Source organism: Rossellomorea arthrocnemi (genome assembly GCF_904424705.1).
GTDB lineage: Bacteria > Bacillota > Bacilli > Bacillales > Bacillaceae_B > Rossellomorea > Rossellomorea arthrocnemi.
On sequence record NZ_CAJGBF010000002.1, the window covers coordinates 310,348 to 326,662 of the forward strand.

A 16,315-nucleotide genomic window follows, 5' to 3' on the forward strand; every position below is an offset into this window, starting at 1 on the left:
AGCCTCTACACCTTTTGCCAGATTTTTATTTTTTTTCCATAATACCTTGCGAGCTCCCTTGCCAAATTTCGTCTGTCCGCTTTGGAATAAATGATGAAGCCTCTTTTCGGATCACTGATGATTTTCGTCCGCCCTCCATCTCTATGGTCAAATACGATTTCTTTCTGACTTGAGGAAGAAGGAACTGTCTCGAGGAGTTTTGCCAGGACCATCGGTTTCTTTCCATTCGGACACGCCACCTGCAGCCTGGTGATAAAAGGCTCCAAAAGATCTTTTGAATGGTGAAAGCTCTTTTTTAAAGAAGGAGGAGAGAATTGTCCCCTCATGAGATCGTCCCTGGCACACTTATACTCTTCCGGGTTGCCGATGTCTCTCCAATAGGCATTGGTCTTAAACACGTATACCTCTTCATTATTTAACAGGAGCCGGGGAATGAAATCCTGCCCGAAATCCCTCGCTCCTATGTGTGCATAGCGATCAAGGAGCCGGGGATCCAGCATATATACACCTGTATTGACTTCATTTCCTGCCCACTCTTCCGGCTTTTCAATAAATTCGACTAATTTCCGATTAGCGTCTGCATGACAAATTCCGTATTCTTTCGGATTCGCTACCTCCTTAGAGACCACGGTCATGACCGCTCTTTTCTCATAATGGAATTCAATGACCTTATCGATTGGAATATTGGTAAAGGCGTCTCCACTTAGAACCAGGAAAGGTTCACTCAGCCTGTGACGGGCAAGGAAAATACCTCCCGCTGTACCAAGTGGGGATCTTTCCTCAAGATAGGTGATATTCACATCGAACCGTTTCCCATTTCCAAAGTAATCTTTAATGGTTTCACTTTTATAACATGTTGTAATCAAGATATCTTTTATACCATAAGACCTTAGGAGGTTGATACTATATTCAAGAATTGGCTTATTCAGAATCGGGACCATGGGCTTCGCAATGGACATCGTGTAGGGTCTTAATCGCTTGCCCTCTCCACCTGCCAATATAACCGCCTTCATCTTTTTATGCCTTCCACTTTTGATTGAAGTAGTACATCTTCATAAACATGAATGGTTTGATCTGCGATCCGGTCCCAACTAAACATAGATTGCGCCATTTTAAATCCCAGTTTCCCCAACTGTTCCGACTTTAGGGGATCTTCAATTAATGAAACCAATTGGGTGTAAAGACTTTGTTCTTTATTGGGTTCAAATAACAAGCCGGTTTGTTCATGTTTCACTATTGACTTCAATCCCCCAGTATTGGAAGCGACTACTCCTTTACGGAAGGCCATTGCTTCCAGGGCTACAATCCCAAACGGTTCGTACAAGCTTGGAAACACGACAGCTAAACAATTCTTCAAATAATCGTTTCGTTCTCTATCGGAAATATAGCCGACAAATGAGACAATATCAGACAGTTGATCATGAATAACCATTTGACGATAATGTTCAAGCATCGGACCCTTGCCTGCTATGACAAATGAGATGTTATAGCCTTCTTTCTTTAAGCGCGATGCTACCCGGATGATGGTGTCGAACCCCTTCTCATGAACCATTCTTCCGATTGAAAAAAAGTAAGGGGTGGATGGTTGTTGAAAGGTATGCAGGGTGGACTGATCCAGCCTATCCAGTTCTACACCGTTTGGAATGACAGAGATCGGTGCTTCTATTGTAAATAAGCTCTTGATTTCCTCTTTCATATGCTCACTGCACACAATGAGATGATCAGATGCACCAATGAGCAGCTGCTCTTCCCCGTGGATCTTATGTTGTAAATCCGTATAAATCCCTTGATTTCTGCCATGTTCAGTGGCGTGGATCGTTGTGATAAGTGGAAGAGAGTAATATTCTTTCAGCTTCATCGCTGATGTCGATACAATCCAATCATGGGCATGAATATGTGTGATTCTTGCATCTCTTATCAACTCGTGTGCGTAATGAATGAAGGACTGATTCAAATCAAATACCCATTTAAAGAAGTCTTCTTCATATGGATGCAAAGGATGCACCCGATGAATCGTGACGCCTTCCATTTCTTCAAGGGGAAGAGCATCATTTGCTTTGGTTGTAAGAACATGCACATGCTTTCCTTTTTTCACCAAGTTGTTGGCTAAATCAAACACATGCCTTGATAATCCCCCTACGATATTCGGAGGATATTCCCAAGAGAGAATCAAAACCGAATCATGCTTCTCTTTTGTGTCACCCGCCATTCCCATAGGGAGCTTTTCAAGTATTTCGTCAGATGGAAAAGGGACCAGCCCTTTGCGATGAAGGAGGAGGTGTCCATCTTTTTGACCGTCCATGACTTGTTCAAGCAAACGGTCGAAATGAGCAGTGGATAATCCGCTCTCTCCCTTAAACCTTTCAAGGCTCGACACCCATTCTCTCATGAGCTGAAATGTCCACTCTGTCTCATCTGTCAATGTCAGCACATTCTCCAACTTCTCCTCCATCCGATGAACCTGCCGAATATTTCTAATCGCTGAATCTGGTAATATCGGTGTTTGTTTCTCCATTCCAAGATACCCAAACCCCACTCTTGAAAGTGCAGTTGATTTTTCAAACATGCCTTCTAATGCATGCAGGGATTCTCCACTATTAAGCTTCTTTAATTCATCATAGTCTGAATGGTCTTTTATAAACACCATTGATAGTTGGTGATCTGTTTCTTCCCGGGAGTGTATCATAAACTCTGAAACAGGGAGCAGCTTCAATCCCCTTGGAGTCCTGATTACACCACTGCAATCCTCCTTTTCACTATGTTCATAGGAAAAGGAAGAAATGAAGGTGTATTGAATTCCTTGCTGAGTAAGATAAAGGTCAATTCCCGGTAAGTAGGCGGCTTGTGGTAACCAGAACAACTTAGGTATCTCTTGAAAATATTGCTTGAATAATAACGTACTCATTCGCACCTGAGTTTCAATGGCCCTTGGAGTCCGGTAATGGGTTAATGGAAAAGGAGTTACCGCCGTAGGGATAACCATGATTTTCCCTTCTACCACAAGATGTTTGTAGGCTTGTACGAAATTCATGTCGTAGGTCGACCACTGTGAATAGATGAGCTGCCACTTATGTTTATCATGGGAGTCTGCTTGCAGGAGGTTGGTTTGAATGATGTCTTGGGCACTCACTTTAAACTCCTCACTCATAAATAGTGAAAAAAGAAGGGGGTTCAACACGACTGGTATGGATCCACCATCATTCCGTTCCAGGAAATCGATCAATTCACTATTCTCTATAAGTAATGCAGCAAGCACATCCTCCCGTTCATTACATTGAGAGAATGTAAGTTCATTAAACTTCGGATACACGATGATTTCAGAAAGAACCTTCATGCCTTTCCCCCCCCATTCATGACATAATACGAATACGTACTCACATGCTCCACCCACTTCGGTTCCTTAAGTAAACCCTGCTCATATTCCAACAACTCTTTCATACTGTGAGATTCCTGGTGATGAGACGTGCGGGGTGTATGGAGGACATTGGATCGAGTGAATGCAATAAAGTCACCTGATGGTAATCGCAAGCCGATTTCCATGCAGTAGCTTCGGTTTTCCTTTAACCCATTAACAAACCAATCGTTTTCAGTAAATGGAACAAATGAGTCCGAATAGTGATGTTGATTATGTCCGTTAAAAGAAATCGAGGTAATATCATATAAACGAAGAACAAATGGCTGGGGTTCTGAGTCCAGCTTAAAATGATCTTTCACATACCGGACCCACTCATTTGAAATGTTCCAATAACAATAGATTCTGGAAGAAGTTGAAAACGTAATCGATAACTCGGTGGCGCGAGGGTTCTTCCCCCTGCGTTTTGGTATCCTTCTGCCAAAAGAAGCTCTTCCCACACGTTTTTTTGAGGAGATCGGTTCCATCACTTCGACTGCTGGTGATACTTTGCTCTCCTCGAGGGCTTTCTGGTATTTCACCCATTGATACTGAACCTTCCCAACGGTTGTATTCAGTTCTTTGGCAATTTTCCTGAATGACACTCCTTGTTCTTTTAACTTGATAATTTCAGTGATCAAAACAATTCCTCCTAAAGAGTAAACATATATTATATAAATTCAATCTAAATATTATGACAATTATTCATAAATTTATCGTAACACCGTATTGAAAAACCTACAATAAACGCATTTTGTCGTATCTTGTTACACCCAGTGATGATAGCCTTCAACCTGCATTTTTTTTGTGATTTATTATGCTGAAATGATAATAAAGCGATTACACTTGATTAACGACATTTTTCTTTCGTCATCGCGTTGGGATATTCGACAAAATATTGGAGTGTTTCTTAAATTTATCCTGCTGTCATATAGTGTTAAAACACCATCTATGCTATAAATAAAGAAGAAGAATACATCATGGGGTGATACAGTGACATTACTATTCATTGGATTAGTAAGCTTCTCTATCCTATTACTAGTCATTTCATTCTTCCAACGGGATCGGTATCGTGATATTGAAAAAGACATGGAAGAGTTGTCGATGAATGTTCTGGAGGAGCATTATAAATTGAAGAAGCGAATACGCATTTTGGAAGAAGAGTTGTTGATGGATGGTAATGCACCACTTAAAAAATCAAGTTCTCCGGGAAAAGTGATACATGAGGTTGTAAAAAACCAAGTGATTGCCTTACATCATCAAGGAGTTCCGGTGGATCAAATCGCTAAACAATCCGCTCTTTCCAAATTGGAAGTCAAACAGCTTATATCCAAGATGTGAATAAAGAAAAAGCTGTCCTATTGAATTGGACAGCTTTTTCTTTATTCATTCATTTAAATCATAGCGACGGCCTTTCACCAAATAAAAAACACCTTCAGCAATGTTTGTTGTATGGTCTGCAGCCCTTTCAAGATAACGACAGATAAATGATAGCTGGGTAATTTGAGCTGTAAATTCAGGCTTTTCTTTATTAAGTGTAAGCAGCTCTACTATCGTTTCACCATATAGGTCATCCACTTTATCATCCATATCTGCAATTCTCTTAGCTTTCGCGGCATCTTCCTCCACGAAAGATTCCAATATAAGCACAATCATTTCTGAGGTTATGGCATGCATTTCTTTTATATGGTGAATCGGTTTAATCAGAGGTTCATTTCCGATCCGAATCGTTGATTTGGCAACATTCACTGCAAAATCAGCAATTCTTTCTAAATCTGAAGCAATTTTAATAGCCACAATGATCCTTCTCAAATCTGTGGCCACCGGCTGCTGCTTTGCGATTGTCAGAATAGCTAAATCATTGATTTCCTCTTCTAACTCATCTGCTTTTTGATCACCTTCAATAATAGCCAGAGCAGTATCTACATCTTTTTCTTCCAATGTAACAATACTTTTTTCAAGTTGAACCTTGGCTATAATACCTAAGTCCATGAGTTTGGTTTGCAACTCTTTTAAATTTGCATCAAATTGTCCTCTTACTGACATAATCGTACCCCTTCCCTATACTAGTTCCCTTATCCATGTTTATCATTATGAATTAAAAATATGGTACAATCTATTCTTCTTTACATTAACCGAAACGACCAGATATATAATCTTCTGTGCGCTTATCTGTTGGAGTGGAGAAAATCTTATCTGTTTTATCAAATTCTACAACTTCACCATTCAGGAAGAATGCTGTACGATCGGAAATACGGGCCGCCTGTTGCATGTTATGTGTAACAATGATAATGCTATATTCTTTTTTCAATTCCTGAACAAGCTCCTCTACTTTTAGAGTAGAAATCGGATCAAGAGCAGATGTAGGCTCATCCATTAAGATGACATCCGGCTCAATAGCCAGGCATCTTGCTATACAGATACGCTGCTGTTGTCCACCTGATAATCCGTATGCATTTTGATTCAAACGATCTTTGACCTCTTCCCAGATTGCCGCACCCCGCAAGCTTTTTTCGACAATTTCATCAAGTATCTTCTTATTTTTGATTCCATGAATACGAGGACCATATGCAATATTGTCGTAAATAGATTTCGGGAAAGGGTTTGGCTTCTGGAATACCATCCCCACTTTTGTCCGTAGTTCCTCTACGCGGTATTTCCTATCGAGAATGTTGCGATCACGATAGATGATATCTCCTGAAGTCTTCACACTTGGAATCAATTCGATCATACGGTTCAATGTCTTGATGTAGGTCGACTTTCCACATCCTGATGGTCCGATAATGGCTGTTACTTCATTTTCCATAATATCCAGGTCGATATTTTTCAATGCATGATTCGTCCCATACCATAAGTTCAATTGTTTCGTTTTATATACCGCTTCTTTTATCCCCTTTTGCTCAACCATGTCATGTTTCTTCGTCAATGTCGTTTGCATAATTGAAAGCCTCCTTCATCCATTTCAAACCCACAGTATTCTAGTATCTGTTTTGAAACTTGTTGCGAATAAATACAGCGACTGAATTCATAAATAAAAGCAATATCATTAACACGATTATCCCTGATGCTGCTACATGGTGGAATTCTTCTTGTGGCCTCTTAGTCCAATCATAAATTTGCATTGGAAGAGCCGTAAACGTATCCAGGAAAGACCCAGGAGTAAATAGTAGAATTGTCGGAACTCCGATAACAACTAATGGAGCAGTTTCCCCAATCGCACGGGAAAACGCTAATATACTACCAGTTAATATACCTGGAATGGCTGCAGGTAAGACGACGCGCACAATTGTTTGCCATTTTGTCGCACCCATACCATAAGAGGCATCGCGAAGTTCTCTCGGCACAGAGCGGATCGCTTCCTGAGCAGCTACAATAATGACCGGCAAAATGAGCAGACTCATTGTTAATCCTGCAGCGAGGACGCTATGTCCCAATGCGAACGCCCGGGCAAATATGGTCAACCCAAGTAAACCGAATACAACGGAAGGAACACCTGCCAAATTGGAAATGTTGATTTTAATGAATTTATTTACTCGATTCTGTTTCGCGTACTCTTCAAGATAAATGGCTGTTCCCACAGCAAGAATCAAAGATATGGGAATGATGACGAACATTAGCCAAAGAGATCCAATTAAGGCAGCATAAATCCCTGCCTTTTCCGGGAATCTTGATCCCATATTCTGCAGGAAGTCAAGATTCAAATAACCAATTCCTTGAGTGAATACCCGATATAAAAGTACAGCCAATACGATCAGGCCAAATGATGTTGCGGCTAAAAATACCCATTTAAATGCCCCGTTGACAGTCAGTCTTGAAGACATCTTTTTATTGACGTTATCCTGATTGATATGTTTCATCTTAATACTCCTCTCTGAAACGCTTAGAGATGTATTGAGCAAGAAGGTTCATGGCTAATGTAAAGACAAATAGTGTGAACCCAACTGCATAGATACTATAATAAATTGTCGTTCCATATCCCGCGTCCCCTGTACTTACTTGTACGATGTAGGCAGTCATCGTTTGGATGGAACCTGTTACATCCAACGTAAGATTAGGGGTTGCACCTGCAGCCACTGTTACGATCATCGTTTCTCCGATAGCACGTGAAATCGCAAGTACAACAGATGCGACGATTCCGGAAACAGCGGCTGGCAACACAACTTTTATGGCAACTTCAAACTTTGTTGCACCAATTGCCAGGGCTCCTTCGCGAATCGAGTTTGGCACGGAAGACATCGCATCTTCGGACAAAGAAGCAATCATCGGAATAATCATCACACCAACAACAATACCTGGACTTAGCGCATTGAATATCTTTAATTCCGGGATAAAACTCTGCAATACCGGTGTAACAAATGTGAGGGCAAAGAACCCATAAACAATGGTGGGAATCCCTGCAAGAATTTCTAATATCGGTTTAATGATTCTGCGAGATCGATCTGTTGCGTACTCACTCAAGTAAATGGCTGATGCCAGTCCTATTGGTACTGCAACCAATACGGCAATTCCTGTAATCTTTAGCGTACCTGAGATTAGAGGAAGAATTCCATAGCTGGGACTATTGCTTGAGAAAGGATACCACTCAGTCCCTGCAAGAAAATCAAAAAATGAAACCCGTGAAAAGAAGGTAATTGTTTCAAATATAAGTGTTAATACGATTCCGATTGTCGTCAAAACGGAAACCCCAGCAATAGCAAACAATATCCAAGGTATAGCTTTTTCAGTTGCATGATTCAGGCTCTTTTTACTTTTCTGCTCAATCATGTCAGATACTGAATATGTTTTCCTCGTACTTAAACCCATAAAGTGCAAACCCCTTTCATCCACATAACAAGATGAGAAGCAAGTATTCGCTTCTCATCTGTTATGAATACCTTTACCTGATCTACTTACTTTAGTTCTTCTAATTTTGATAAATCTTCCTCATAAACACTATCTTCTAATTTCACATATCCAACAGCCTCTGCCATTTCACCAGCATTTTCAAGAGTGTATTTCATATAATCGTAAGCTGCTTCGTTGTCTTTCATTGAATCATTTTTTGCATAAACGAATAGTGGACGAGATAGTGGAGTGTACTCCCCGCTTTCAATTGTTTCATTATTCGGATCCACTCCGCCAACTTTCACTGCCTTAAGTTGATCTTTATTTTCAAGATAGTACGCATATCCGAAGAAACCGATTGCGTTTTTATCACCTGTTACCCCTTGAACAAGTACATTATCATCTTCAGAAAGCTGAATGTTCTTCTTAACCATGTCTTGTTCTTCAAGGATTACTTCGTCAAAATAATCAAATGTACCAGAATCAGTCCCAGGAGCGTAAAATTTCACTTCTTCGTCCGGCCATTCAGGATTGATATCAGACCATTTCTTAGTTGTTCCATCTTCGATAAATAATTTCTTAAGGTCTTCAACTGTCATATCTTCTGCCCAGTCGTTTTCTTTATTTAAAACTACAGTCAAACCATCATTTGCAATTTTAAATTCAGTGTAATCAATTCCAGCTTCCTCTAGCTTTTGTTTTTCTTCGTCCTTAATTGGGCGAGAGGCGTTAGAAAGATCCGTTTCACCTGCGATGAATTTTTCGAATCCTCCTCCTGTACCGGATACCCCGATGGAAACTTTAACATCTGCTTGTGTGGCAGCATACTCTTCGTTAACAGCTTCTGCGATAGGAGCTACTGTAGAAGATCCGTCAATTTTAACGTTGCCAGATAGTTGTTCTGTTTTTTCTCCGTCTGAACCTGATCCACTTTCAGCTCCAGTTGATCCACATGCTCCTAATAGAAGAGCTGATCCGATCATTGCTGACATTGCTAGATACTTAAAGTTTTTCATTCCTAAATTCCCCCTAAGAAACTTGGTTGTTTTGTCCTACGAGTACTAGATTAATAGATGAGTGTTAATGGTGTTTTAATCGTTTGTAAAGGTTTTGTAAATTCGACATTTTTCTTCATGAGCCCCTCGGTTATAAAAGCCTAAGATCCCCATTAACACTAGTTTTGTTTAAGGAATAATGGATTAAGTTCCACCTTTCATTTCTCCTTGCATTTCAAAAAGGCGTTCAAATCCCTACCGTTGTATACAAAAAAACTGGTTTACGGACCAAATTATCCATAAACCAGCTTTTCTCATTTAGTTATTCTGTTCCCTTTCCTTTTGCATTTGCTCTTCTGCTTCTTCAGCATTTTCCACTTTCTTATTTACTGACGTGGGATCTTTCACTTCTTCCGCGCGTTTCTTCTTTAATTCAAAGTACTTATCCATCACTCGTTTTGAGATGTATTTATTCACGTAAGGATCCGCTACACCGCTTGCCTGGATATGAGATGCAGGTACCAGCGTAGCATATGCCACCTCAGGGTTGTCAAAAGGTGCGTATCCAATCAACGTGGTGTTATAGCTCAATTCCCCGTCAACATAAGTCTCGGCTGTACCGGATTTACCCGCCGCATTATATGGTGCGTCATGAAATAAGTAACCCGTTCCTTCAGGGTTATGGTAAACGCGATAGAAACCTTTTTGGACATGTTCGATCTGTGCCTGCGAGGCATCGATGCGATTCAGTACATTCGTCTCTTTCTCGAACAGGATGGGACCAAGACTATCCTGTTCGTTGGTTGGTTCTCTTATTTCCTTCATAATATGAGGCTGAACACGATAACCATCATTGGCGATAGTAGAAACATATTGTGCCAACTGCATGGTTGTGTACGTATCGAATTGCCCAATCGCCAAATCGAGTAAGAAACCAGGGTCTGTCTTGGTTCCTGTAAGCCCGGCAGATTCACCAGGTAAGTCGATACCTGTCGGGACACCTAAACCAAATTGAGCGTAGTGATTTCTAAAGATATCAAATGCTTCAGGGTTATTCACAATCGGCTCATTCGGTACATACCGGCCGCCGGCAATTTTCAGGGCTACCTTCCACATGTATGCGTTGGAGGACTTCTCTAGTGCATACAAATCGGTCATGGGAATTTGCTGATATTTATTGAACCATGATGTTTTCGGTTTGGTCCCTTTGATTCTTAACGGTTCATCAATCAAAACTTCTCCCGGCGTTAGTTTCCCTGTCATATACCCCGTTAATACGGTTGCACCTTTTACCACAGAACCTACTTCATAAGAAGAAGTAAAGGTTCCAAGTGCAGCATCACGCATCTCATATTTGCCGGTTTCAGGATTCTTTACGTATTGTTTTCCCGCCATTGCCAGAATTTCTCCTGTATTCGGGTCAATCATCACAACAAACGCACGATCAAGATTCGGTGATTCATTCCGATTGACAATCTGCTTACTTAATTCTTCTTCAATGATTTTTTCAATTTCACGTTGGAGTTCCATGTCAATCGTAAGGACGATATCTTTGCCTCGCTGACCTTGTTGAACAAGGACGGATTCCAGCACACTTCCGCCTTTAGTCACGTTTTTGATTTGTTCTTTCTGCCCTTGGAGCACATCTTCATATTCTAGTTCAACATAGCTTTTACCTACACGATCATTCCGGTTGTAGTCCTGAGCTAAATAGGAGTCTACCAGATTCTTTGGTAATCCTTCCCTTGATGAAGACACGTTTCCTAATATAGTTCGTAACGTATCATCAAATACGTATGAACGCTTCCAGTCTGTTGTGGTGTTGACACCGGGAAGCTCACTTAGATGCTCGCTGACCGTTGCGAACTCCTGGGGTGTGACCCCTTCATTCTTTACAATCTGTGGATTCAATGCATAGCCACTGGAAAATTCCCGGTAGATGGCGATGATCTCCAAGTCTTTTTCAGTGAGCGCCGAAAGTTCTTTCTCGGTAATACGGTCCAATCTCATTTGATATACCTTTTTATTCACGTCATCTTCAGACAATTCTTCATTATTTTGAAGTTTTTTGATTTCCTCGACCGAAACTTTTGCTTCTGCTTCTTCTTTATGATTGATTAGCCAATAATCTTTCTTATCCCTCTCTGTCACATCTTCTGTGTCCTTTTCGATGTACTCAGAAAGCTTGGACGCGACCTCGATCATTTCCTCAATCTGCGTATTGTTTGCCCGTGTATACGTAATCGCATTCAGAGGAACATTATCAACGATCACATTTCCATAACGGTCATACATCTTCCCTCGGGGCACTCCTGTATTGACCACCACATCCTCTGTTCTCTCCACTTCTTTCTTATAGCTCTCCCCATTCACAATCTGAACAAGTCCAAGTCTAAGAACAAGAAGAGAAAATAATAAGAACACGGCAAAAAACAGCAAATTCATCCTAACGGGAACATGCGTCTTTCTTTTTCTCTTATTTTTTTTCAAGTCTTCCAGCCCTTCCTCTATGTAAAAATTTCTATCTCTTTATGCTCTGTTACCTTCTTACTTGATTGGACAGCATTGTAAGTAGTCAACAGAATCATTTTTTCTTCTATCCTTATTTTATAGAAATCTTCAGGGATTATCTAGCCAAAAGCAAAGAGAGGAAATCTTTCCCTCTCTTTGCTTTAAGTTCCTTATAGGGGTAGAACGACTTTCCGTACAAATAAATAAATCAAGGTGTGTCCTGCCCCCAGCATCAAAAGAAGGATGGGGATGCTTTCTTCTTGATTAAAAAAGGTCACGGCTACAATGAACGCAAGAACCGAGACGATCCTTCCCATGTTCAAGAATATTTCCCTTACGACAATGTACTCGATCCTCATTTCAGCAGCGTTCCAGCCCGTTCCTATCACATCGTAGGTCATAGAGATATAAGGGACTAACAAGATGGGATAGGCAATGGCAATAACGCCTGCATAAAGCAATAATTTTGTATACGTTACATCAAATACAATCAGGAATATGGCCAAGTAGAGAAGGACCCCACCTAAAAGAATCGCACGCTTTCTCAAGTTTTTCTTTATGACTCTCGAAGCAACATAGTAGCCGACAAAGGCGATACCTGAGTTAATCAAGCCGAACGTCCCGATGGCAAATTCACTTCCTGTACTGATGAACACAAACACAGAAATGATAAAGATGAATGTGCCTTCCCTCAGCCCCTGAAAGAAGTGAGCATTTGTGATGAGCCGCCAATTGTGATTGTGTTTTCTTTCCTCCAGGATCCTAAGAAAAAGATAGCGTCCGGATGCAGGTCTCCTCTTGAGGAAGAAGCTCATGATAACCGCAATGGAAAACAGGAAAAGGGAAATTCCGAATACAATGGTATAGCCCTGAAAGGAAGCAAACCGTGAAATGATGAAGCCGGCGAGGATTGGTCCAATCATTCCTCCGGCTGAAGTCAGCGTACCAAGGAAGCCATTGAAGAAATCTCTCGTTTCGGGTTCGGTAATTTCAAAGGTCAACACATTGAAGGCCAGCCAATAGAAACCATACCCAATCCCAAGTAGAGCTCCCAGTACGACAAGATAATCTTCTGCCGATTCTCCGAATCCCAATACGGATATGTAAAAGAGAGCCAAAAAAATAACACCGAAGCGTAATACAATCACCCGGTCCACTTTCTTTGCCAACCTTCCAGCTAAAATAAATGTCAGGGGCTGAAAGATGACAACAGTTAAATTATAGACACCCAAATCAATGAATTCACCTGACTGTTTCCATAAGTATATGTTCACAAATGTGTTTGAGAGGGCAATACTCAAGGAGTATAACCCCCCGATCAACAGGAGCAAAGTCAGATCTTTCGTTAAATCAATGTCACCTAATATCTTTTTAAAGCTGCTCATGTGAAAAACTCCCCTTTAACGTACCCCTATCTTGTGAAAAAGGGAAGAAACTTATACAAAAAAAAGAGAGGTTCCAGAAAGAACCTCTCTTCTCATATTAATAAAATTACTTAGAAGCAGAATAACGCTTCGCTACTTCATCCCAGTTTACAACGTTCCAGAATGAACTGATGTAATCAGGACGACGGTTTTGATAGTTCAGGTAGTAAGCATGTTCCCAAACATCAAGACCTAGTACAGGTGTTTTCCCTTCCATTAATGGACTGTCCTGGTTTGGTGTACTTGTTACTTCTAATTCACCGTTGTTTACTACAAGCCAAGCCCAGCCTGAGCCAAAGCGTGTTGCAGCAGCGTTTGCAAATTCTTCTTTAAATGAATCGAAGCTTCCGAATTTGGAAGAGATGGCATCTGCCAATTCTCCAGATGGAGCGCCTCCACCATTCGGTGATAATACCGTCCAGAATAGAGAGTGATTAGCGTGACCGCCACCATTATTGCGAACTGCAGTACGAGCACCTTCAGGAACAGCGTCTAAGTTAGAAACAAGATCTTCAATGGATTTGCTTAATAAATCGTCGTGTCCTTGAAGTGCATCATTTACTTTCGTCACGTATGCGTTATGGTGTTTTGTGTGATGAATGTTCATTGTTTCCTTGTCGATATGAGGTTCTAATGCATCATATGCGTAAGGTAATTGCGGTAATTCGTAAGCCATTATAAATTCCTCCCTATGTAAAGTTTCCTGAATACTTATATTCAGGGCGTTTCAGTATAAGATTACCAAAACTACTATGGCTGTTCAAATATTTTGCCTTCAATCTCTTACTTTTTTCTTACAAGAATAAAATACCCAATAATCTTATATATAATCACCGGAATTTAATGATTTTCAGGCAATGGGGCACATAATAAGTCAAACGACCCAAAAGAAATAAACAGCCATGATGATTTGGATGAATCCTTTTGTCAGGACACTGGAGATAAATCCAACTACAGATCCTATCCCCACCTTCACTGCTGTTCTCAGGTTGGATCGATGTACAACCCATTCTCCTATGATAGCTCCAAGGAATGGACCGATCAAAATTCCTATGACAGGGATGAGGAATGGGCCAACGAGCAGTCCGATGGTGCTCCCCCATATTCCAGCTTTCGTCCCGCCGAATTTTTTGACACCAATCAGATTTGCCATATAATCTGCACCAAATAAGAGAGCCACAAAGAGGATCTGCACAGTCCAGAACAACCAGCTAAAAGGCTCAAAGCTAAAAAACACACCGTACAACAGAAAGCTCCCCACTAAAAACACGACACTTGGCAAAATCGGATAAACCAGACCAACAAATGATAAAATCATGAGTACGATGATGATACTCCAATATACGATTTCCAAGTTCCAACACCCCCCTTTGTGTATTAAAAAAACTGACCCCTTTGACAAATTTCAATGGGGTCAGGGAGAAAACCTTATTCTACTCCCAATACTGCTTCTGCAATATTGACGGCATGGTCTCCAATACGCTCTAAATTACTGATGATATCTACGTATACGATACCTGCTTGTCCCGAACATTTCCCTTCGTTCATACGCAGGATATGTTGTTTACGCAGCTTCCGTTCCATTTTATCGATCTGATCTTCTTTCTCAGCCACTTCTCTTGCAATGTCAGTGTCGTTCAAGTCTAATGACTTGATCGCTTTTTCCACTGTTTCAATTGTCAGATTGAACATGGTTTCAAGATCGGACATGGCATCATCAGTGATTTTCACTTTGTTGGCTTGTTGGTATTCGATTAATTCAACAATGTTTTCAAAATGATCCCCGACGCGCTCAATATCCCGAACTGTATCCATCAGAATCGAATGACGCTCAGATTCAGATTCTGAAAGGGAAGCAGATGATAAATCAACGAGATAGTTCGTGATCTTCTTATCAAGATTGTTGATGGCACCCTCTATTTGATAAGCTGCTTCTGAGTTTTTTGAGCTCTTGGTCTTTAAGAATTCGTTTGTTTCCTCTAAGCCTTTAACGGCAAATGTCCCCATGCGTAGAACTTCTTCTTTTGCCTGACCTAAAGCAATGGATGGAGACTGTTCGATGAACATTGGATCCAAATGCTTAGAATTATAATCAACAAGAGAGTCCTGTCCTGGAATTAATTTGGTTACAATTACCGCTAATATGGCAATGAACGGAAATTGAATGATGGTATTCGTTATATTAAAAGTTCCATGAGCGAATGCAATGGTCATTGGCTCATTCAGATTGAATGTAGATTGTAGGAATACTACAAATTTCGAGAAAAACGGCAATATAATTAAGAATACTGTTGTTCCGATTAAGTTAAAAAGTACATGTACCGCCGCAGCACGTCTTGCCGCTACGGATGCACCAAGTGCTGCCAGCACAGCAGTAATGGTTGTACCGATGTTATCTCCGAATAATATAGGTAATCCGGCTTGTAAATCAACCAGGTTGGAACTGTACAGCTCCTGGAGGATACCGATCGTGGCAGAAGAACTTTGTACAATGACGGTAAATAAAGTCCCGACCACCACTCCAAGAAGTGGATTATCACTCATGCTAACGGTCAAATCATGGAATGCTTCCAATGAGCGTAAAGGTTTCATTCCTCCACCCATTAGTTCCAATCCATAGAATAAGGCACCAAATCCAAAGATCATTTGCCCGAGGTTATGGATTTTTTTATTCTTGAAGAAGAATAACATAACAGTACCAACGGCAATAATCGGCAGTGCATATTCTCCAATATCAACCCCAATGATAAATGCTGTTACCGTAGTACCGATATTAGCACCCATGATGACACCGATTGCCTGTCTAAGGGTCATGAAACCGGCACTTACCAGCCCGACAACGATAACTGTCGTACCACTACTTGACTGAATCAGGACCGTTACAAAGATACCCGCCAATACTCCCATAAATGGATTGGTCGTGAACTTGTCAAGGATTTCCTTCAGGCGTTCACCGGCAGACTTTTGAAGGCCGTCCCCCATATACTTTATCCCAAAGAGGAAAATACCCAGTCCTCCAAAGAACTGAAACAACATTTCTTGCCAATTTAATTCCATCTTTTCAACCCCTACATATATTTTCGACATTAAATAACAAAAACCCCATATCATTTTTAATATATAACGGAGCTTACGTAAATACTTTTTGCTCTAAATTTACAATAGGTTAA

The 16,315-nt window shown here is 40.7% G+C and carries 14 protein-coding genes; 1 reads left to right on the forward strand and 13 read right to left on the reverse strand.

Translation table 11 applies throughout. The features are described from left to right. Window positions 1-5: 5 nt before the first annotated feature. The 3 genes from BAA9072_RS04550 to BAA9072_RS04560 are packed head-to-tail and all read right to left on the reverse strand — an operon-like array spanning window position 6 to window position 4,032. Window positions 6-1,013, reverse strand: a complete 1,008-nt coding sequence (locus BAA9072_RS04550; RefSeq protein ID WP_201713493.1) for a nucleotidyltransferase family protein — start codon at window positions 1,011-1,013, stop codon at window positions 6-8. Continuing rightward, window positions 1,010-3,334, reverse strand: a complete 2,325-nt coding sequence (locus BAA9072_RS04555; RefSeq protein ID WP_201713494.1) for a glycosyltransferase — start codon at window positions 3,332-3,334, stop codon at window positions 1,010-1,012. Before BAA9072_RS04555 ends, BAA9072_RS04550 begins: the two co-directional genes overlap by 4 nt. Then, window positions 3,331-4,032 carry a DUF4912 domain-containing protein gene (locus tag BAA9072_RS04560; RefSeq protein WP_201713495.1) on the reverse strand — a complete coding sequence of 234 codons (702 nt, stop codon included), beginning with the start codon at window positions 4,030-4,032 and terminating at the stop codon, window positions 3,331-3,333. The genes BAA9072_RS04555 and BAA9072_RS04560 overlap by 4 nt, the downstream gene beginning before the upstream one ends. A 352-nt stretch (window positions 4,033-4,384) precedes the next feature. Here BAA9072_RS04560 and BAA9072_RS04565 point away from each other — a divergent pair, with 352 nt between their 5' ends. Next, window positions 4,385-4,732 (forward strand): hypothetical protein, encoded by a 348-nt coding sequence (locus tag BAA9072_RS04565; protein WP_201713496.1) that lies wholly within the window; start codon window positions 4,385-4,387, stop codon window positions 4,730-4,732. A gap of 45 nt (window positions 4,733-4,777) precedes the next feature. Here BAA9072_RS04565 and phoU read toward each other — a convergent pair whose 3' ends face one another. The 10 genes from phoU to BAA9072_RS04615 form a co-directional block, all read right to left on the reverse strand. Beyond that, window positions 4,778-5,437, reverse strand: coding sequence for a phosphate signaling complex protein PhoU (phoU, locus tag BAA9072_RS04570; RefSeq protein WP_201713497.1), 660 nt, complete (start codon window positions 5,435-5,437; stop codon window positions 4,778-4,780). A gap of 85 nt (window positions 5,438-5,522) precedes the next feature. Continuing rightward, window positions 5,523-6,329, reverse strand: coding sequence for a phosphate ABC transporter ATP-binding protein PstB (pstB, locus tag BAA9072_RS04575; RefSeq protein ID WP_201713498.1), 807 nt, complete (start codon window positions 6,327-6,329; stop codon window positions 5,523-5,525). 40 nt (window positions 6,330-6,369) lie between these two features. After that, window positions 6,370-7,248: a phosphate ABC transporter permease PstA gene (gene pstA / locus BAA9072_RS04580; RefSeq protein WP_201713499.1), complete on the reverse strand. Its 879-nt coding sequence runs from the start codon at window positions 7,246-7,248 to the stop codon at window positions 6,370-6,372. A gap of 1 nt (window position 7,249) precedes the next feature. Then, entirely contained in the window at window positions 7,250-8,194 is a 945-nt protein-coding gene (gene pstC, locus BAA9072_RS04585; RefSeq protein WP_201713500.1) for a phosphate ABC transporter permease subunit PstC, read from the reverse strand. Window positions 8,195-8,280: 86 nt separating this feature from the next. Next, entirely contained in the window at window positions 8,281-9,231 is a 951-nt protein-coding gene (locus BAA9072_RS04590) for a PstS family phosphate ABC transporter substrate-binding protein (protein WP_201713501.1), read from the reverse strand. A gap of 297 nt (window positions 9,232-9,528) precedes the next feature. Next, a complete protein-coding gene (locus BAA9072_RS04595; RefSeq protein ID WP_408015206.1) occupies window positions 9,529-11,721 on the reverse strand; it encodes a penicillin-binding transpeptidase domain-containing protein in 2,193 nt (730 codons plus the stop codon). 170 nt (window positions 11,722-11,891) lie between these two features. Continuing rightward, window positions 11,892-13,106, reverse strand: coding sequence for an MFS transporter (locus BAA9072_RS04600; RefSeq protein ID WP_201713502.1), 1,215 nt, complete (start codon window positions 13,104-13,106; stop codon window positions 11,892-11,894). Window positions 13,107-13,212: 106 nt separating this feature from the next. Then, complete coding sequence (locus BAA9072_RS04605) at window positions 13,213-13,821, reverse strand: superoxide dismutase (protein WP_201713503.1); 609 nt, start codon at window positions 13,819-13,821, stop codon at window positions 13,213-13,215. Window positions 13,822-14,019: 198 nt separating this feature from the next. Further along, window positions 14,020-14,499, reverse strand: coding sequence for a DUF456 domain-containing protein (locus tag BAA9072_RS04610; protein WP_201713504.1), 480 nt, complete (start codon window positions 14,497-14,499; stop codon window positions 14,020-14,022). A 74-nt stretch (window positions 14,500-14,573) separates the two neighbouring features. Further along, on the reverse strand, window positions 14,574-16,202 hold the full coding sequence (locus tag BAA9072_RS04615) for a Na/Pi cotransporter family protein (RefSeq protein WP_201713505.1): 1,629 nt from the start codon (window positions 16,200-16,202) through the stop codon (window positions 14,574-14,576). Window positions 16,203-16,315: the final 113 nt, after the last annotated feature.